This window comes from Pelagimonas phthalicica (assembly GCF_004364805.1).
In the GTDB taxonomy this organism is placed as follows: domain Bacteria; phylum Pseudomonadota; class Alphaproteobacteria; order Rhodobacterales; family Rhodobacteraceae; genus Pelagimonas; species Pelagimonas phthalicica.
Genome location: NZ_SOAP01000001.1, coordinates 1,711,073 through 1,729,885, shown reverse-complemented (window position 1 = coordinate 1,729,885; position 18,813 = coordinate 1,711,073). Strand labels below are relative to the sequence as shown.

Sequence of the window (18,813 nt, the reverse complement as noted above, 5' to 3'; positions counted from 1 at the left end):
ATGCGATACCTTCTTGCGCTGCTAACCTGTCTGGCGCTGCCAGTGGCGGCGCAGGACTTCACCACGCTCAAGGGGCATGGCGGCCCGATCATGGACATCGCTGTCGCCCCGGATGGGTCTGTGGTGACGGCGAGTTTCGATAATTCGGTGGGGGTTTGGTCAGGTCGCGAACCGACTTGGCTAGAGGGTCACTCGGCTGCCGTTGTCACTTTGACCTTGGGTAGTCAGGGGATTGTTTCGGGCGGCGACGACTTCAGCGTAATTTTGTGGCGTGGCGAGACCAGTCACAAACTCGGGTCGCATAAGGGCAAGGTCAGCGCATTGGCCACCGCGCCCGGCGGGCTATGGGTGACGAGCGGCAGCTGGGATGGGACAATTCGTATGTGGCCACTTGGGGGGGGCATCGATTACGCGTTGAAGGACCCTGGTGCCGGGGTAACCGATCTGGCCTTTGATCAAGGCGGGCAAGTCTTTGCATCGACAAATGCCGGGCGCATCCTACGCTATGAAACACCGCAATCGGACCCGGTTCCTCTGGTAAAGCATGGGTTCGGAGTGAACAAACTGATCGTCACCGATGATTGGCTTGCCTATGGCGCTGTGGATGGGGGGACCCGGATCATTGATCCAATGACCGGTGCGCAAATTGCCGATTTCACGCTTGACCGCCGTCCGATCCTCTCGATGGCCTATCACGCCAACACCCACCAGCTCGCTGTGGGGGATGGGCAGGGCTATATCATGATGATCGACACGGCAGAGTGGCGCATCACCCGTGATTTCCGTGCCACCCGAAACGGGCCGGTTTGGGCGCTTGCCATTTCCAATGACGGGCAGACGATTTGGGCCGGGGGGCTGGATGATGTGGCCTATGGCTGGCCGGTGGCATCCTTAGATGAATATGATCCGGCGATCAGCGGTGAGAGATCCTTTCTGCAGGCAGCGGACTCGATGCCCAATGGCGAACGTCAGTTCATGCGCAAATGTTCGATCTGTCATGCGCTGAAAGAAGGCCCATCGCGCAAGGCCGGGCCAACCCTTCACGGTATCTTTGGCCGCCGCGCTGGCACGGTGCCCGGTTATCGCTATTCGCAAATTCTGGATGGGTCCGAGATCATCTGGGACGAAACAACCATCGATGCCCTGTTCGATCAGGGCCCCGATCATTACATTCCGGGCAGTAAAATGCCCATGCAGGTGATCACGCGCGCGCAGGATCGCGCCGACCTGATCACCTTTCTCAAAGACAACACACAGGAGACCAACCCATGAAAGCAATGTGGGCCGGATTTGCCGCAGTCATCCTTATTGGAATTGGTGCTAACTTTGCGCTGCAAGAGATCGGATTTTCGTCCGAGGACCGCTATTCTGGTGACAGCGTGCGGTTGAACTGAGGGTAAAACGTGGCAGACGACTATGGGGCCAGCCTAAAGGGCGCGTCGATCCTTGTGCTCGACGACGAACCGGGCATGCGCAATTTCCTGACCAAGATCCTGGAGCCGCGTTGCAAACGCGTCGAACAGGCTGGATCGCCGCAACAGGCGACCGCCATGTTGGACAAGGCGCATTTCGATCTGGTGATCTTGGATAATATCATGCCGGGGAAAACCGGGCTGGAATGGGTGGCTGAGCAACGTCGCCTCGGCCTGTTTGCCGACACGATCCTGATCACCGCCTATGCGGATCTTGAAACCGCCATCACGGCCTTGCGGGCCGGTGTGTCGGACTTTGTGCTGAAACCGTTTCGCGCCAATCAGATCCTGAACGCTGTTTCGCGTACCTTGGATCGTAAATACTTGCAGCGCGACAACACTTTGCTGCGTCACGAATTATCGACAGACATTGCTCGGGGTCAGCTTTTGGGCACGTCGGATGCGCTGGCCGAAGTGCGGGCCATGCTGCTCAAGCTTGCGCCATTGCCGACACCAGTTCTGTTCACCGGTGCCAGCGGCACGGGCAAAGAGGTTGCAGCACGAACCCTGCACCAATTGTCAGACCGCGCCGAAAAACCCTTTGTTGCGGTGAACTGCGCGGCGCTTGCACCCGATCTGATCTCGCAGGAATTGTTTGGTGTGGTTGAGGGGGCAGAGCAGCGCAAAGCGGGTCTGTTCCTATTGGCGGATGGCGGGACCCTGTTCCTCGACGAAGTGGCGCAGATGACCGAGGCGTTGCAGGCGGCGCTGCTGCGTGTGCTCGAAGATCAGCGGGTGCGGCCCGTTGGGGGAGAGCGGGATATTCCGCTGAACCTGCGCCTGTGCTTTGCCACCAATGTTGATCTGGAAAAGGCCGTCGAAGAGGGGCGGTTCCGCCCTGACCTTTATCACCGTATCAATATCGTCAATATCGCCATGCCGATGCTCAAGGATCGCTCGGAGGATATTGTTGAACTTGCCAGCCTGTTCATGAAGCATTTTTCGACATCGCTTGGCTTGCCAGCTTTGAATATGGATGATGAGACCCTGCTCAAACTGCGCCGCTATGATTGGCCCGGTAATGTGCGTGAGCTGCGGAATTTGATCGAGAGATCGGTGATTTTGGGAGAGTTCCCAGACGAATTCGCAGGCAGTGGCGTTGTGACCGGTGCCCAAGCTGTTGAGTCACTCGACTATGTCATGCAGCGCCATATCCTGCATGTGCTTGATCAATGTGATGGTAACCGCGCCGAAGCCGCCCGCCGCTTGGGCGTGTCGCGCAAGACTGTGGATCGCAAATGCGCCGCTTGGGGTGAGTGAGTATCGGGTCAGGATGCCTCGGGCAGCCAGACGGTAAACTCGGCCCCATCGCCAGTGTTGCGCGCTGAAATCAACCCACCGGCGCGTTGGATCAAGGACTGGCTGATGGACAGGCCCAGCCCGGTGCCTTCGGCCTGTTTGGTGGTAAAGAACGGGTCGAAAACGCTGTTCAACTTGTCCAGCGGAATGCCCGGGCCGGTGTCCTTTATGACCAAGGCAGCTCCGGTTTGCCCGTCTTGATCCATCTGATTTAGCGAAATGGTCAGAACCCCATTATCCCCCATGGCCTGCACCGCGTTGACAACAAGGTTAATCACGACCTGCTGCATTTCGCCCGGATCGATTTTGACCGCCGGCGCTTCGTTCAAGTCGAGCTTGATCTCGATGTTGCGTTTGCTGATCAGGTGATCAACGAGGACAAGGCAATCGGTCACAACCGGGCTTATCAGGGTGCTTTCGTCAAAGCCTGAGAATTCACCGGGGCGGGCGAATTGCAGCAGCTTGCCGACAATTGCATCAATCCGCGACACCTGCCGATCCACCAGATCCAGCTCGGTTTTCACACATTCAGCATTCTCGCCCAACGTCTCGCGCATCACATCGACATTGCCCTGGATCACCGCCACGGGGTTGTTGATCTCATGCGCAACGCCTGCGGTGATTTCCCCGATTGAGGCCAGCTTTTCCGACATCACCAATTGTTTGAACGTTTGTTCCAGCTTGGCATTGGCGTCGCGTAGCTCAGAGGTTCGTTGATCGACCCGGTCATTCAACTCTCCCGCCCAGGCGCGCAGTTTCTGGTCGCGATCCTGCACCTGGTTCAGCAGACTGTCCAAATGCGCCGCCACTTGCCCAATCTCATCCCGCGCACCAACATTGCCGTTGCGCGCGGATAGATCGCCCTTTTCGACCTTGCGCATGGTCGAGCTCATCTGTTCGAGCGGTGCAAAGATACCTTTGGCCAGCCACAGGAACAGAGGCCCGGACAGGACCAGAACCGCGACAAACGCCACCATCATCCAAAGATAAGCGGCCCGTTTGGCGGCAGAAAACGGTGCTTCGAGAAAGCCGACATAAAGCATACCAACCCGCTGCCCGAAACTGTCCTTGAGCGGGAGGTAACCGGAAATATACCAGTCATTCACAACAAAGGCGCGGGCCAGCCAGGTCTGACCTTTGTCCAGAACTTCGCCACGCACGGCACCCGACACGCGCGTGCCGAGGGCGCGCACATCCTCGAAAAGCCGCACATTGGTCGACACGCGCACATCATCCAGAAACAGTGTCGCAGTGCCCTGACGTTCACCGCCAGTGATGGCGTTGAGATAGACCAGCGCGTTGATGGTATCGATGAATTGCAGGTTGCGATTCAGCAGGATGCCCCCCACCAAAACACCGCTGTGACCGGGGATCATCACCGGGCTGGCGCTGTGCAGGACCATGCCGCGATCCTCGACAATGCGGTCGGTCGGCACGGCCGCCTCGGTCTCGATCAGGTCGATCCGGGCCTGCGCGGCCAAGTCATTTGAATATTCAGACAGATCCTCCTGTCCAAAGATGTCGATCTGCGTGTTGGTCATTCCGTTCAAGGCAGCGCGGATAACCGGCCATTTCTTGGCCTTCTCTTCCGCATCCGCGCGAGGCAGGAAATAGAGGAAATCCAACTCCAAGACGTCTTGTTTAGCGGTGAAATAGGCCTCTTGCGCGGTATCAGGTCGGTCCAGCAGTGTGGAAAATTCGCTGGATTCCGATACACTGAGCAGATCGGTTCCCGTCTCAAACATCAACCGCGCCAAATACTGTTCTGCAATGCGCAAATCGCTTTCGACATTGGCGATCAGAACTTTGTCATAATCCGCGCTCCACCGGGTCATGCCCAGCAGCAAAAGCAGCGGCATCAGCACGATCAGTGGCAACAAGGCCATGATCAACAGGCGAAAACGGACAGACGACATCAGGATTCCGGTCATGGATTGCCCGACAGCCTAGCGACGCATTTCATTTGGTGCAAACGAGACCTGCGCGATGGTTCAAAGGTGTTTATTGATCCGCGGCAGGCGCATCTGCGGCGGGTTTGGTGGCGGTCAATGCGCCATTCACCCATTCGCCATTGGCCTCTTCGCCCGTGGCGTAACGCATCACGCCAATGCCTTGGCGTTTGCCGTTCTTGAACATGCCGATATAGACATCGCCATTGGCATAGGTCGCTGTGCCTTCGCCGCTGATCTCGCCGCGATCCCAATTGCCATCATAGACAAATCCACCGGCCATGTTGATCACACCCTCGCCGTGGCGCTGACCGTCGCGGAATTGGCCCTCGTACAAGGTGCCGTCTGGATAGGTCGCCTTGCCCTCGCCATGGCGCTGACCGTCTTTCCAGCCACCCTCATAACGATAGCCATCCGGGTAGGTCATGATACCAAACCCGTTATTGCGCGCGTTTTTCCATTCGCCGGTATAGGTCAGCCCGTTGGCATAGGTGGCCACGCCGCGCCCGTCGATCACGCCGTCTTTCCAGTCGCCATCAAAGGTTGAGCCATCCGGATAGGTGATCTTGCCCTTGCCATTGGCGAGGTCACCTTTGAAGTCACCCTCATAGACCGAGCCGTCAGGATAGGTCACCTTGCCCTTGCCTTCGATCTGACCGGTGACCCAGTTGCCTTCGTATTTATAACCATCCTTGCCGATAAAGGTGCCAATGCCGTGGCGCTGGTCATTATTGAACTCACCCTCATAGGTGTCGCCATTGGCGTATGTCACTTTGCCCGCACCTTCGCGGCGGCCATCGACCAACTGGCCCTCATAGGTGTCACCATTGGGCTGGGTCAGTTTGCCCGAGCCATCAATCTGTCCATCGCGCCAGGTGCCTTCATAGATCAGTCCATCAGGCATTTTGAGCTTGCCCTGACCCTCGCGTTCGCCATTGGCGACACGGCCCTCATAGACCGAGCTGTCGGGATAGGTGATCTTGGCCTGACCTTCTTTGACGCCATTCACCCAGTCGCCATTGTAAAGATAGCCGTTGGGTGAGGTCATGCTGCCCTTGCCGTGGTGCAAGGCATTGCGGAACGATCCCTCATAGCGCACGCCGTTGGCATAGATTGCCACGCCTTTGCCGGTGATCTTGCCATCCAGCCAGGTGCCCTCATAGGTGCCGCCATCGGCAAAAGTGATCTTGCCCACACCTTCGGGTTTGCCCTTGGCGAATTGACCCTCATAGACCGAGCCATTGGGAAAGCGCGCAACGCCCTTGCCCTTGATCTCACCCTCGACCCAAGCGCCGGTATATTCATAACCATTTGGCAGGCGATAGGTGCCGGTCCCGTGTTGCAACCCGTCCTGGAACGTGCCGGTATATTCGCCGCCATCATCATATTGCTTGGTTTCAACCCCACCTTCTTGCGCGACCGCGTGGGTCGTCAGCGTCAAAGCGGTGGCGAATATGGTGATAAGGCCTGCGGTCTTCATGCTCGTCCAGTTCCCATTGCGGGTGTTCCCTGATTGCGCAAAACGTATCGAAGCAGGGCCTTAGGGGCAATCTCTTTTACCAATGCGCTTTTCACTGGGGCAACATCTGCTATTTCAGGGACAAACGCGAGAAAGAGGGCAGGTGCGATGAGTGATCGTTTTCGTCTGACATTGGCACAGTTGAACCCGACCGTGGGTGATTTGCAGGGCAATGCCGCCAAGGCCCGCGCGGCTTGGGAACAAGGTAAATCCGCCGGTTCTGACCTGGTCGCGCTGCCCGAGATGTTCATCACCGGTTACAATGCGCAGGACCTGGTGATGAAGCCCGCCTTTCACGCCGAGGCTATTCAGGTCATCGACCAGCTTGCGCAGGATTGCGCCGATGGCCCGGCCCTGGCGGTTGGTGGTCCGTGGGTTGAGGGCACTGAGCTGTTCAACGCCTACCACATCTGCAAGGGCGGCAAGGTCACCAGCCGGGTGCTGAAACACCATTTGCCCAATGAAACTGTCTTTGATGAGGTGCGGATTTTCGACAGCGGTCCGTTGGCCGGACCTTATAGTGTTGGCAATACCCGCATCGGCTCGCCCATTTGCGAGGATGCCTGGCACGAAGATGTTGCCGAAACGCTTGAGGAAACCGGGGCCGAGTTCCTGTTGGTGCCCAATGGCTCACCCTATTACCGCAATAAATTCGAAACCCGCTTGAATCACATGGTGTCGCGGGTGGTCGAAACCGGCCTGCCGCTGATCTATCTGAACATGACCGGCGGGCAGGATGATCAGGTCTTTGATGGCGGCAGCTTTGTTCTGAATCCGGGTGGCAAGATTGTTTTGCAATTGCCGGTCTTTGACGAGGTGGTCACTGAGGTTGATTTCGAACGCGGTCCAGACGGGTGGCGTGCGCTTGAGGGGCCGTTCACCAAGCATCCCGATGAATGGGAGCAGGATTACCGCGTCATGGTCGAGGCCTTGCGCGACTATTTGGGCAAAACCGGGTTCAAAAAGGTGCTGCTGGGCCTGTCTGGAGGCATCGACTCGGCGCTGGTGGCGACCATCGCGGTGGATGCGCTGGGGGCCGAGAATGTGCGTTGCGTGATGCTACCCTCAGAATACACCTCGCAGGACTCGCTGGATGACGCCAAGCAATTGGCCGAAGCTTTGGGTGTGCGCTACGATTATGTGCCGATCTCCGAAGGGCGGCAGGCCATCACCAACACGCTTGCGCCCTTGTTCGCCGGAACCGAGGCCGACCTGACCGAGGAAAACCTTCAATCTCGTTTGCGTGGGCTGCTGTTGATGGCGCTGTCGAACAAGTTTGGCGAGATGCTGCTGACAACCGGCAATAAATCCGAGGTCGCAGTGGGCTATGCCACGATCTATGGCGACATGAATGGCGGCTATAACCCGATCAAGGATCTTTATAAAACGCGGGTGTTCGAACAATGCCGCTGGCGCAATGACAATCACCGCGACTGGATGGCCGGACCGTCGGGTGCTGTGATCCCGGATCGCATCATCACCAAGCCGCCCTCGGCCGAGCTGCGGGATGATCAGAAAGACAGCGACAGCCTGCCCGATTACCCGGTTCTGGATGGGCTCTTGGACATTTTGGTCGATCAGGAAGGCTCCATCGCCGATTGCGTCGCTGCCGGGTACGACCACGCCGACGCCAAAAAGGTCGAGCACCTGCTTTACATCAGCGAATACAAACGCTTCCAATCCGCCCCCGGCCCGCGCCTCACCAAACGCGCCTTTTGGCTGGATCGTCGCTATCCAATTGTGAACCGGTGGCGGGACAATGGGTGAAGAGCGTTTTCGTAGATTCGCCGAGCTAAGAGCACAATGGAGCAGTTGCAGTGACGCCAAGCCTGCCGATCTGTGGGAGCGCGATGGCTTTGTTCGCTTTGACGATGGATCAGCTTACGCAATCCGCAATCTGAAGGAGCCCAAAACGGCGAGGTGCGCAATAGGCTACTCTTTGTCTCAGAAAGAACTTGATCGCCTATGCGGCTTGATTGATGTCGAAGCACTTTCACTACATGCTATTAGCGCTAAAAACGTTGAGGCGCTTTCTAGGCAAAAAAATCTGAAATTTCTGAGCTTTCATTGGGCTTCGAAAATAGAGGATCTGACACCTCTGACTGAACTGCCTGCACTCAAGGTGTTAGACCTGACTGAGCTCAGCAAGTTGCGAGACCTGAGCTTTCTCAAAGACTTGAAGATACTGGAGGCGTTGCAGATTTCAGGATCTACGGATACGCCAATGAGGCTCGATCATCTGGTGCCGATTGCCCAGATGCCACGCCTTGCCGAGTTAGTTTTATTGGCTTCGCGTGTGAAAGAGGGTGGTTTACACCCCTTAGGTGACTGTGAGGCTCTTTCAGAGCTAGGTCTTGCAGACATTTTCTCAACAGAAGACGTAGCCTATCTTACAGCGCGGTTACCAAAGGTGTTTTGCGAGCGGTTCCAACCATATTATTCGATCAGAGATTATTTTGGGGATGGAAAAACTGTCAAAATTACTGGGCAGCGAAAACCGCGGCTGCATCCAGTCATAGATGCAGCCCGCATTGAGAACTATGTGCGAAAATGGGAGCAGTTGGTCAGTGAGTTTTCTGAGAAAACCTAATTAAACCAACGCATATCCCACCAACTCCTCATAATACGCTCCTTGATCGTGTAGCACAGATTGGAAGATCCCAAAGGACGTGCAAGTCATTGGCCCAGCTTTGGCCCCGATCAGGGCGCTGAGCACGGGAGCAGGGTCGACCTTGCCCGAGAGACGCGACAGGGTCACATGGGGGCGGAAGCGGCGGCGTTCCAGGTCGACCCCGGCCCCGTGCAGACGTGAACGAATGCGCGATTGCAGATCGAGCAGTTCAGGGCCTCCGTCAGCAGCCAAGCCGATGGCCTTGCCTGCTTTGCCGCCAAAATCCGCGACGCCGGACAGGGTCAGGGTGATGGGGGCGGCGCGAATGGTCATCAAAGCTTCGTGCAGCGGTTCAAGGATGCTGTCATCCTGATCGCCCAAAAAGGCGAGGGTGAGGTGGAGGTTTTCCGGGGGGACAGATCGCCCGGCTGGCAGGCGCGATTGGATGGTTTCGATTTCCGCTATTGCGGGCTCTGGCAGGGACAGGGCTATAAACAAACGCATGGGCCTGCTTTGGCACAGCCTGCCCCAAATTGCCAGATCAGAGCTGGGTGAGTTTGGTCTGAACCAGCAAACGGTCCCAATCGGCGCGGCGACACAGCTGCGTGCCTTCGCTGATCACCGCAGCTGACGCTGCGGCGGCGCCAAAGCGCAAGGCCTGACCGGCATTTTTACCCTGTGCCAGCCCCATCACAAAGCCACCAACAAAGCTGTCACCGGCCCCGATGGCGCTGACCACCTCTTCGTTGGACGCATTCACATGCCACAGCCCGGTGCCATCCGCCATAACAGACCCATCGGCACCGCGCGCGATGATCACGATCTCTCCGGCCCCGTTCTGGCGCAGCTTTTCAGCGAATTGCGCGCTGTCCCGTTGCGTTTCCAGCGGCAGGCCAGACAGGGTTTGCGCCTCATGGCTGTCCATGCGCAGAACAAATGGTGCGGAGGTAGAGCCGCGCGCCTGGGCCTCGAGATGTTGACCAGAGGTGTCGATCACCACTTTGCGCGGGGCAAGTTGCGCGCAGGCCTGGGCCAGAAAACCGGGCTCCATTCCCGGAGGCATGGAACCGGAAAACACCACAAATGCATCCTGTGCAGCGCCATCTGCAATTTGGGCCATTGCGGCGTCGAGCTGATCAGCGCTCCAACTGGGGCCTGTCAGCACAAAGCGCAGTTGATCGCCGCTGGCTGCTTCGGTGACGGAAAAGCTGTGCCGCGTCTGGCCCGGGGCCTCGAACCGGTGCCAATCGGGCAAAAGATCATCCAGAATTGCGCCCAAAGCATCGCCATTCGGACCGCCCAAAGCCACCCAGGCAGAAGCTTGCCCACCCAGCTGCGTGACGGCACGGGCGACATTCACGCCGCCGCCCCCGGCTTCGGCGGTTTCCGGGCCGCAACGCAGTTTCACATTGGCGCGCACTTGATCGACAGAAGTCGCCAGATCCAGCGCAGGGTTCAAAGTCACGGTCAGAATCGGCGTCATGCTACCCTCTTTGTTAACGCGAACATGGCAAGGGAGCGGGGCCGTGAAAACCCCGAATACGCGGCAGAACTGGACAAACCTGCGCAGCTGTGAAAACAGACGCGTCTAAAGAATATGCACCTGAATCCGCTCCTGACTGGAGGCCCCCAAATGACCGTGACTCGTTTTGCCCCTTCGCCGACTGGCTATATCCATGTGGGCAACCTGCGCACCGCGCTGTTCAACTATCTGATCGCTCGTAAAACCGGTGGTGAGTTCATCTTGCGCATCGACGACACTGACCCTGAGCGCTCGAAAGAAGAATATGTTGATGCGATCAAGCAGGATCTGGAATGGCTGGGCCTGACCTGGGATCGGATTGAACGTCAGTCTGCCCGCTTGGACCGTTATGCCGAGGCGGCGGATAAGCTGCGCGAGATGGGTCGTTTCTATGAGGCGTTTGAAACACCGACCGAGTTGGATCTTAAGCGTAAGAAGCTGCTGAACATGCATAAACCGCCGGTTTATGACCGTTCTGCCTTGGCCTTGAGCGAGGACGAGAAAGAGGCGCTGCGGGCCGAGCGCGGCAATGGCGTTTGGCGCTTTAAGCTCGATCATGAACGCATCGAGTGGACCGATGGCATTCTGGGGGATGTGTCGATTGATGCCGCTTCGGTTTCGGATCCGGTTCTGATCCGCGCTGACGGTCAGGTGCTTTATACCATCGCGTCGGTTTGTGACGATATGGATATGGGCGTGACCAATGTGGTGCGCGGCAATGACCACGTGACCAACACCGCGACGCAGATCCAGATGATCACGGCGCTGGGCGGCACGCCGCCGGAATTCGCGCATCATTCGCTGCTGACCGGCCCTCAGGGCGAATCATTGTCCAAGCGTCTGGGCACATTGGCGCTGCGCGATCTGCGCGAGCAGGGGGTCGAGCCTGAGGCGTTGCTGAGCCTGATGGCGCGGCTGGGATCAAGCCAGCCTGTTGAGCTGCGCATGAGCCTAGAAGAGATCGCCGAGGGGTTTGAGACCTCGCAGTTTGGCTCGGCCCCGACCAAATTTGACGTGCAGGATCTATTCCCGCTGACCGCACGCAAGCTGCATGGTTTGACGCTTGAGGCGGTGGCTGATGATGTGGCTGCGGCAGGTGTGCCTGCGGATAAGGCAGAGCTGTTTTGGAAGGTTTGTCGCGAGAATATCACCGTGCGCGGCGATCTGGCGGGTTGGTGGAAACTGTTCTCGGAAGGGGCGGAGCCGCTGGTTGCGGATGAGGACAAAGAGTTTATCGCGCAGGCGATGGCGCTGTTGCCCGAGGGGCCGTTTGATGCCGATACCTGGGGCAATTGGACCAAAGCGGTCAAAGAGGCCACGGGGCGCAAAGGCAAAGGTCTGTTCATGCCGCTGCGCAAGGCCCTGACCGGGCAGGAGCGTGGGCCGGAAATGGCGGATGTGATGCAGCTGTTGCAGACGGTTCCCGCACGGTCTTTGGCGGCCTGAACCGGGGATGGGGGGCGCTGCCCCCGTCTGCCTGGGCAGACTCCCCCGGGATATTTTTGGCCCAAAGAAACCTGGGGTCGGGGATGGTGTTAGGGTAGCACGCCTAAGCCTGTGTCTGGAAAGTTGCCTTTAAACCGGACAATGCGTCATCGACGATCTGGCGGGTTTGCTCTGACAGAGGTTGTGCGCGGGGATAGATCGGGTTGGCGCGGTCATTCAGGATCGGGGCGTGCCAGCCATCGGTGGTGGCAAAGAAATGGTCGGCCCCGGTTTGGCCAAACACAGTCACATAGCCTTGGATGACCACATCCAGATATGACAGCAGGATTGCATTGCCGTCGCGAGGGCTGGTGCGGCGGTCCGGAGCAACCGAATAGATCGCGATGGATGTGCCGTGATGGTCGACCTCATGCGCGGCCTCGTGGCGGGCATAGGCGCGTTCACGGTGGTCCAGTGCTTGCCAATCCTGGCCGGGAACGGGCGCGACCAATCCGAGAATTTCTGATGATTCGTCACGAATCGCAGTCAAAAAACACAGATCTCGATCCGGCGTTGCGACCCAGGCCCGGCGCCATCCACGCGCCAAAGCCGGCTCTACCGGGCTGAAATCATGTGTTCTTTCATCGACTAAACTGCCATAACCAAAGAAATATGCATGTGTCATATGGCAAATATTTCGCCAGATTGACGTAAGTCAAACCCATCTTTTCGCAAGCCTGCCATAACCGGAGCACTTGAAGCAGATCGGAGTATCCGTCGTGCGCGTTACGAAAAGAACAAATATAGCCATGCGGGTGCTGATGTATTGCGCCGCAAATACCGACCGTCTCGTGACAAAATCCGAGATTGCCGCCCGCTGCAATGCCTCTGAGAATCACTTGGCTCAGGTTATCAACCAGCTGGCGCAGATGGGGTATTTGCACACTCAGCGCGGTCGAAATGGTGGGTTGGAGCTGGGACGTCCGGCGACCGAGATCATCATCGGCGACATTTTCCGCGCTTTGGAGGCCCCTGTGCCCATCGCGGAGTGTTTTGGTGATGTCGACAATACCTGCCCGCTGACCGAGGCCTGCCGGCTGCGAACTGCGCTGCATGACGCGTCAAACGCGTTCTATGAAACGCTTGATCCGCTGACTTTGGATGCATTGGTATGCGATAATGACCGGCTTTTAGAGATCATTGCGCCGGATTTTAAATGCAATATGTCGCATTCGGACGATTCTATTGCACGCGCGCCTGCAATCCTCTAAGACACTGCCACCACGACGGGAGAACTGAGCCATTCTTGGGTCAGTGCCGAAGGAGCAACCGCCCCGGAAACTCTCAGGCCACCGGACCGCCGTGGGGTACACACTCTGGAGAGTGGCGCAGAAATGTGCCCGCCGAAGGGATAGCGATCTCAGGCGACAGGACAGAGGGGGCATGAGCGGCACGGGAATACCCTCGTGTCGGTGATGCCCGGCCACGCGTTGGTTCGGGAAACCAACGGGGAGGCGCATGGGAGACGATCTCAAGACGACCGCATTAAACGACCTGCATGTGGGGCTGGGGGCCAAGATGGTGCCCTTTGCTGGCTATTCCATGCCGGTTCAATATCCGGCTGGTGTTCTGAAAGAGCATCAGCACACGCGCGCCAGTGCTGGCCTGTTTGATGTCAGCCATATGGGGCAGGTTATCTTGCGGGGGCCTGATGTGGCGCTGGCACTGGAAAGCCTGGTGCCGGTCAGCGTGGCAGGCCTGGCCGAGAACCGGCAGCGCTATGGGTTTTTCACCAATGATCAAGGTGGGATCGAAGATGATCTGATGATTGCCAATCGCGGTGATCATTTGTTTGTCGTCGTCAACGCCGCCTGCAAAGATGCCGATCTGGCGCATATGAAATCCCATCTGGAGCCCAAAGGCGTATCGGTCGAAATGATCGAAGGGCGCGCTTTGCTGGCACTTCAGGGGCCAAAATCCGAAGAAGCTTTGGCGAAACTCAACCCGGCTGTGAGCGATATGCGTTTCATGGATGTGGCGACGCTGACCTTGGTCGGGGTCGAGTGTTGGGTGTCGCGCTCTGGTTATACCGGCGAAGACGGGTATGAGATTTCTGTGCCCGAAGAGGCCGCCGAAGAACTGGCCAAGGCTCTGCTCGAGGATGAGCTGGTTTTGCCCATCGGTTTGGGTGCGCGGGACAGTCTGCGCCTGGAAGCAGGCCTGTGCCTCTATGGGCACGACATTGACAAAGACACCTCACCCGTCGCAGCCAAGCTACAATGGGCAATCCAAAAGGTACGTCGTGCCGAGGGTGAGCGCGCCGGGGGTTTCCCCGGGGCGGAAACGATCCTGCGGGAATTGCAGGACGGAGCCACACAGGCACGGGTTGGTTTGCGCCCCGAGGGGCGTGCACCCATGCGCGAGGGTGTGGAGCTATTTGCCGAGTCTGAGGGTGGCGAGGCGATTGGCCGGGTCACCTCGGGCGGGTTTGGTCCCACAGTCGGTGGGCCGGTCGCAATGGGCTATGTCCCCAGCGATAAAAGCGAACCGGGCACGGTTCTATACGGAGAATTGCGAGGCAAGCGTCAACCCGTCCAAGTGGCGGCGCTGCCTTTTGTCAAACCAGGATTCAAACGCTGATAAGCAGGGAGAGCGTGATGAAATTTACCGAAGAGCATGAATGGTTGCGCGTCGAAGGTGACGTTGTTGTGGTCGGCATCACCGCCCATGCGGCGGAACAGCTGGGCGATGTGGTCTTTGTCGAATTGCCCGAGCCAGGCACCGAAGTCAGCGCTGACGAGGAGGTTGTAGTGATTGAATCGGTCAAGGCGGCCTCGGACATTCTGGCCCCGCTGGATGGGGAAATCACCGAGGTGAACGAACCCATCGTCGAAGATCCGGGTAAGGTAAACGAAGATCCGGAAGGTGAGGCCTGGTTCTTTAAGATGAAGCTGGAGGACATGAGCGCGCTGGACGAGCTGATGGACGAAGCCGCGTATAAAGATTTCATCGGCTGATGTGACGCAAAGGGGGCAGGGGGCGCTGCCCCCACGCCCAAAGGGCGTTCCCCCGGAGTATTTTTGCCAAGAAGAAACCAGGGGTCGCGCACCCGCTGGAGGAGAAAGCTATGAGCTACGAACCGATCGATTATTTGCCTTATGACTTTGCCAATCGCCGCCATATCGGGCCTTCTCCGGCTGAGATGGAGGCGATGTTTGAAGAATTGGGCGTGTCTGGCCTGGATCAGTTGATGGATCAGACGGTGCCGGAAAACATTCGTCAGGCAGAGCCGTTGGAGTTTGGTCGTCCACTCTCCGAGCGCGAGTTGATCCACCGCATGCGGGTCACTGCGGGCAAGAACAAGGTGCTGACTTCGCTGATTGGGCAAGGTTACCACGGCACGGTGACGCCGCCTGCCATTCAGCGCAACATTCTGGAAAACCCGGCCTGGTATACGGCCTATACACCCTATCAGCCGGAGATTTCGCAGGGTCGCCTTGAGGCGCTGTTGAACTATCAGACCATGGTCAGTGACCTGACCGGGCTTGAGATTGCCAATGCCTCGCTGCTGGACGAATCCACCGCCTGTGCTGAGGCGATGACCATGGCGCAGCGCGTGGCAAAGTCAAAAGCCAAGGCGTTTTTCGTCGATGAAAACTGTCATCCGCAAAATATCGGCGTGATGAAAACCCGTGCGGAACCGCTTGGGATTGAGGTGATCGTTGGCGCGCCTGAGGAATTGGAGGCGGACAAGGTCTTTGCCGCGATTTTCCAATATCCGGGCACCTATGGTCATGTGCGTGACTTCACCGCCGAGATGGAGGCGCTGCACGCCAATAAGGCGATTGGGATCGTGGCCGCTGATCCGCTCAGCCTTTGCCTGTTGAAAGAACCCGGCGCGATGGGGGCGGATATTGCCGTTGGCTCGACCCAGCGATTTGGTGTTCCTGTTGGGTATGGTGGCCCGCACGCGGCCTATATGGCCTGTCGCGATGCCTATAAGCGCGCCATGCCGGGGCGGATTGTTGGCGTGTCGGTCGATAGCCATGGCAACCGCGCCTATCGTCTGGCGCTGCAGACCCGCGAACAGCATATCCGCCGTGAAAAGGCGACCTCGAACGTGTGTACGGCACAGGCGTTGCTGGCGGTGATGGCCGGGTTCTATGCGGTTTTCCACGGGCCGCAGGGGTTGCGTGCCATTGCGCAGCGGATCCACCGCAAGACCGTGCGCCTGGCCAAAGGGCTGGAAGCGGCCGGGTTTGCCGTTGAACCGGATGCCTATTTCGACACGGTCACCGTTGATGTTGGCCTCTTGCAGCGCGGCGTGTTGCAGGCAGCGGTGCGTGAGGGTATCAACCTGCGCCGTGTTGGGCGCACCAAGGTGGGCATCACGCTTGATGAACGCACGCGTCCTGAAACCATCGAAGCGGTCTGGCACGCCTTTGGGCTGGTCAAGAAAGACGATGATTTCAGCGCGGAATACAACCTGCCCGAAGGGTTGATCCGCGAAAGCGATTATCTCCAGCATGACGTGTTCCATATGAACCGGGCTGAGACCGAGATGATGCGTTACATGCGTCGTCTGGCGGATCGTGACTTGGCTTTGGACCGCGCGATGATCCCGCTGGGCTCGTGCACGATGAAGCTGAACTCGGCAGCAGAGATGATGCCGGTCAGCTGGCGCGAGTTTTCGATGATTCACCCTTTTGTGCCCGCCGATCAGGCGCAGGGCTATGCGGAGCTGATCAAGGATCTCAGCGAGAAGCTCTGCCAGATCACCGGCTATGATGATTTCTCGATGCAGCCCAATTCCGGTGCGCAGGGCGAATATGCCGGGCTGCTGACCATTCGCGATTGGCAAAAGGCGCGCGGCCAAGGGCATCGCAATGTCTGCCTGATCCCGGTCAATGCCCATGGCACCAACCCGGCCAGTGCCCATATGGTCGATTGGAAGGTCGTCGCGGTGAAATGTGACGAGAATGGCAGCATCGATGTCGAAGATTTCCGCGCCAAGGCAGAGAAGCATTCGGAAAACCTTGCCGCTTGTATGATTACCTATCCCAGCACCCATGGTGTGTTTGAGGAGACCGTCAAAGAGGTGTGCCAAATCACCCATGATCATGGCGGTCAGGTCTATATCGACGGGGCGAATATGAATGCCATGGTCGGTCTGTCGCGTCCCGGTGATCTGGGTGGCGATGTCAGCCACCTCAACCTGCACAAGACCTTTTGCATTCCGCATGGCGGTGGCGGCCCCGGCATGGGTCCGATTGGGGTCAAGGCGCATCTGGTGCCGCATCTGCCCGGCGATCCGCAAAAGGGCGAAGGCGCGGTCAGCGCAGCACCCTTTGGCTCGCCCTCTTTGCTGCCGATCTCATGGGCTTATATTCTGATGATGGGTGGTGAAGGTTTGACCCAGGCCACGCGTGTTGCGATCCTGAATGCCAACTACATCGCCAAGCGTTTGGAAGGGGCCTATGACGTGCTCTATCGCGGCAGTGATGGCCGTGTGGCGCATGAATGTATCCTTGATGTGCGCCCCTTTGCCGACAGCGCCGGGGTCACGGTTGAGGATATCGCCAAGCGTTTGATTGATTGCGGTTTCCACGCGCCAACCATGAGCTGGCCAGTGGCGGGGACCTTGATGGTGGAACCGACCGAGTCCGAAACCAAGGCTGAGCTGGACCGTTTCTGTGATGCGATGCTGGCGATCCGCGAAGAAATTCGCGCGATTGAAGAGGGCAAGATTGACGCCGAAGCCAACCCGCTGAAATTCGCGCCGCACACAATGGAAGATCTCGTGCGCGATTGGGATCGCCCCTATGCGCGTGAGCAGGGCTGCTTCCCTCCCGGGGCCTTCCGGGTCGACAAATACTGGCCGCCGGTCAACCGGGTCGACAATGCCTATGGTGACCGCAATTTGATCTGTACCTGTCCGCCCATGACGGATGAGGACCTCTAAAACCAGAAAGCCCCGGGATAACCCGGGGCTTTTTCTTTGGTCTTTGGCTGTAAAGTTAAGCGTCGGCAGCGTCCCGCGTCTCTTCAACAGCGGGCTCTTCTTCGGCGGCGGGTTTGTCGATCAGGAAATCGAACATATCTCGCACGCGGCCCCAGGTTTCGACGTTACATGCGGCCAGCATATAGCCCTCGCGCAGGTCACCGCGATAATCCGAGCCGTCCAGCATCGCCACATGCGCCCCAGCCTGGCGTGCGGTTACGACACCGGCGGGTTGGTCCCACGGAGTCAGTTTGGCGGTCAGGATGAAATCCGCATTGCCCTGGGTCAGCATCCGCATTTCCTGCATTATGCAGCGCAGGCTGTTGATGCGTTCAAAGCGCGGGAAGGTTTTGACCATCTCCATGCGCTTGTCTTCGGGGATCAAGGACAGGGGCACATAGCCGGTCAGATTCTCAACCGGGCCACCTTTGGAGGTGCTCAGTTTGCGCTTGAACCCGCGGCGGCCAATCATCATTGCCGGGCTTTGATCATCGGCCCAGATCACGTCATTCATAACCGGATCATAGAGCAGGCCAAAGACCGGATTACCAAAGCGCAGGATCGACACCATCACGCCAAAACAGGTCAGCCCCTTAGCATAGTTCCAGGTGCCATCCACCGGATCGATGGTAAAGCACAGCTCAGCCTCGGCGATCTTGTTAATGATGTCCGGGTTGTCGCTGGCATGTTCTTCTCCAATGATCAGCGCATTGGGGAACATGGTCAGGATGCCCCGGGTGATCATGGCTTCGGCGGCTTTGTCCGCAATGGTCACAAGATCTTCGGGGCCGGTTTTCGTGCCGATCTGATGGGTGTCGAGCAGGCGAAAGCGCGGCATGATCTCGGCCTTGGCGGCGCGGCGCACAAGATTCAAAAGCTGCGTGCGCTGGGCATTGGTCAGCGGGGCGGTAATCGGCATAGGCAGGGAATCGGTCATACATCCGTCCGGGTTTTTGCTGCAGTTGCAAAGGTGATTGCCAGCCATTTGCCTGCGGTTCAAGGTGACTAATTGTGC

The 18,813-nt window shown here is 58.1% G+C and carries 16 protein-coding genes and 2 riboswitches; of the genes, 10 read left to right on the top strand and 6 right to left on the bottom strand.

Annotated elements, in window-relative coordinates:
- Genes CLV87_RS08430 through CLV87_RS08425 form a run of 3 tightly spaced genes read left to right on the top strand, consistent with a single transcriptional unit; the run spans nucleotide 1 to nucleotide 2,732 of the window.
- Nucleotides 1–1,272, top strand: a complete 1,272-nt coding sequence (locus CLV87_RS08430; protein ID WP_099241998.1) for a c-type cytochrome — start codon at nucleotides 1–3, stop codon at nucleotides 1,270–1,272.
- Nucleotides 1,269–1,394 (top strand): hypothetical protein, encoded by a 126-nt coding sequence (locus tag CLV87_RS24265; protein ID WP_255301672.1) that lies wholly within the window; start codon nucleotides 1,269–1,271, stop codon nucleotides 1,392–1,394. The genes CLV87_RS08430 and CLV87_RS24265 overlap by 4 nt, the downstream gene beginning before the upstream one ends.
- Nucleotides 1,395–1,403: 9 nt before the next feature.
- Nucleotides 1,404–2,732 (top strand): sigma-54-dependent transcriptional regulator, encoded by a 1,329-nt coding sequence (locus tag CLV87_RS08425; RefSeq protein ID WP_099242000.1) that lies wholly within the window; start codon nucleotides 1,404–1,406, stop codon nucleotides 2,730–2,732.
- 8 nt (nucleotides 2,733–2,740) lie between these two features.
- Here the strand turns inward: CLV87_RS08425 and CLV87_RS08420 are convergent, their stop codons facing one another.
- The gene (locus tag CLV87_RS08420) at nucleotides 2,741–4,687 is read right to left on the bottom strand and encodes a sensor histidine kinase (protein WP_099244570.1); all 1,947 of its coding nucleotides are present in this window, start codon (nucleotides 4,685–4,687) and stop codon (nucleotides 2,741–2,743) included.
- An 85-nt stretch (nucleotides 4,688–4,772) separates the two neighbouring features.
- Complete coding sequence (locus CLV87_RS08415) at nucleotides 4,773–6,200, bottom strand: MORN repeat-containing protein (RefSeq protein WP_099242002.1); 1,428 nt, start codon at nucleotides 6,198–6,200, stop codon at nucleotides 4,773–4,775.
- Between the two features lie 147 nt (nucleotides 6,201–6,347).
- On the opposite strand from CLV87_RS08415, the gene CLV87_RS08410 reads away from it, so the two are divergent.
- Both CLV87_RS08410 and CLV87_RS08405 read left to right on the top strand, forming a co-directional pair.
- The gene (locus tag CLV87_RS08410; protein WP_099242004.1) at nucleotides 6,348–8,006 is read left to right on the top strand and encodes an NAD+ synthase; all 1,659 of its coding nucleotides are present in this window, start codon (nucleotides 6,348–6,350) and stop codon (nucleotides 8,004–8,006) included.
- Nucleotides 7,999–8,829: a leucine-rich repeat domain-containing protein gene (locus CLV87_RS08405; protein WP_099242006.1), complete on the top strand. Its 831-nt coding sequence runs from the start codon at nucleotides 7,999–8,001 to the stop codon at nucleotides 8,827–8,829. Before CLV87_RS08410 ends, CLV87_RS08405 begins: the two co-directional genes overlap by 8 nt.
- Here the strand turns inward: CLV87_RS08405 and thpR are convergent, their stop codons facing one another.
- Both thpR and CLV87_RS08395 read right to left on the bottom strand, forming a co-directional pair.
- A complete protein-coding gene (thpR, locus tag CLV87_RS08400) occupies nucleotides 8,830–9,354 on the bottom strand; it encodes an RNA 2',3'-cyclic phosphodiesterase (protein WP_099242008.1) in 525 nt (174 codons plus the stop codon).
- A gap of 37 nt (nucleotides 9,355–9,391) precedes the next feature.
- On the bottom strand, nucleotides 9,392–10,333 hold the full coding sequence (locus CLV87_RS08395; protein WP_099242009.1) for a 1-phosphofructokinase family hexose kinase: 942 nt from the start codon (nucleotides 10,331–10,333) through the stop codon (nucleotides 9,392–9,394).
- 150 nt (nucleotides 10,334–10,483) lie between these two features.
- On the opposite strand from CLV87_RS08395, the gene gltX reads away from it, so the two are divergent.
- Nucleotides 10,484–11,818: a glutamate--tRNA ligase gene (gene gltX, locus CLV87_RS08390; RefSeq protein WP_099242011.1), complete on the top strand. Its 1,335-nt coding sequence runs from the start codon at nucleotides 10,484–10,486 to the stop codon at nucleotides 11,816–11,818.
- Nucleotides 11,819–11,921: 103 nt separating this feature from the next.
- Here the strand turns inward: gltX and CLV87_RS08385 are convergent, their stop codons facing one another.
- Entirely contained in the window at nucleotides 11,922–12,482 is a 561-nt protein-coding gene (locus CLV87_RS08385) for a gamma-glutamylcyclotransferase family protein (protein ID WP_099242013.1), read from the bottom strand.
- A 94-nt stretch (nucleotides 12,483–12,576) separates the two neighbouring features.
- Between CLV87_RS08385 and CLV87_RS08380 the strand changes: the two genes are divergently transcribed.
- From CLV87_RS08380 to gcvP, 4 genes are all read left to right on the top strand, one after another.
- Nucleotides 12,577–13,068 (top strand): RrF2 family transcriptional regulator, encoded by a 492-nt coding sequence (locus tag CLV87_RS08380; protein ID WP_099244572.1) that lies wholly within the window; start codon nucleotides 12,577–12,579, stop codon nucleotides 13,066–13,068.
- Nucleotides 13,069–13,074: 6 nt separating this feature from the next.
- A riboswitch (glycine riboswitch) is annotated at nucleotides 13,075–13,167 on the top strand.
- Nucleotides 13,168–13,243: riboswitch (glycine riboswitch) on the top strand.
- A gap of 72 nt (nucleotides 13,244–13,315) precedes the next feature.
- Nucleotides 13,316–14,437, top strand: a complete 1,122-nt coding sequence (gene gcvT, locus CLV87_RS08375) for a glycine cleavage system aminomethyltransferase GcvT (RefSeq protein ID WP_099242015.1) — start codon at nucleotides 13,316–13,318, stop codon at nucleotides 14,435–14,437.
- Nucleotides 14,438–14,454: 17 nt separating this feature from the next.
- Nucleotides 14,455–14,814: a glycine cleavage system protein GcvH gene (gcvH, locus tag CLV87_RS08370; RefSeq protein WP_099242016.1), complete on the top strand. Its 360-nt coding sequence runs from the start codon at nucleotides 14,455–14,457 to the stop codon at nucleotides 14,812–14,814.
- A gap of 110 nt (nucleotides 14,815–14,924) precedes the next feature.
- Nucleotides 14,925–17,759, top strand: coding sequence for an aminomethyl-transferring glycine dehydrogenase (gene gcvP / locus CLV87_RS08365; RefSeq protein ID WP_099242018.1), 2,835 nt, complete (start codon nucleotides 14,925–14,927; stop codon nucleotides 17,757–17,759).
- A 55-nt stretch (nucleotides 17,760–17,814) separates the two neighbouring features.
- Here the strand turns inward: gcvP and CLV87_RS08360 are convergent, their stop codons facing one another.
- Nucleotides 17,815–18,735 (bottom strand): inositol monophosphatase family protein, encoded by a 921-nt coding sequence (locus CLV87_RS08360; protein ID WP_099242020.1) that lies wholly within the window; start codon nucleotides 18,733–18,735, stop codon nucleotides 17,815–17,817.
- Nucleotides 18,736–18,813 lie beyond the last annotated feature (78 nt).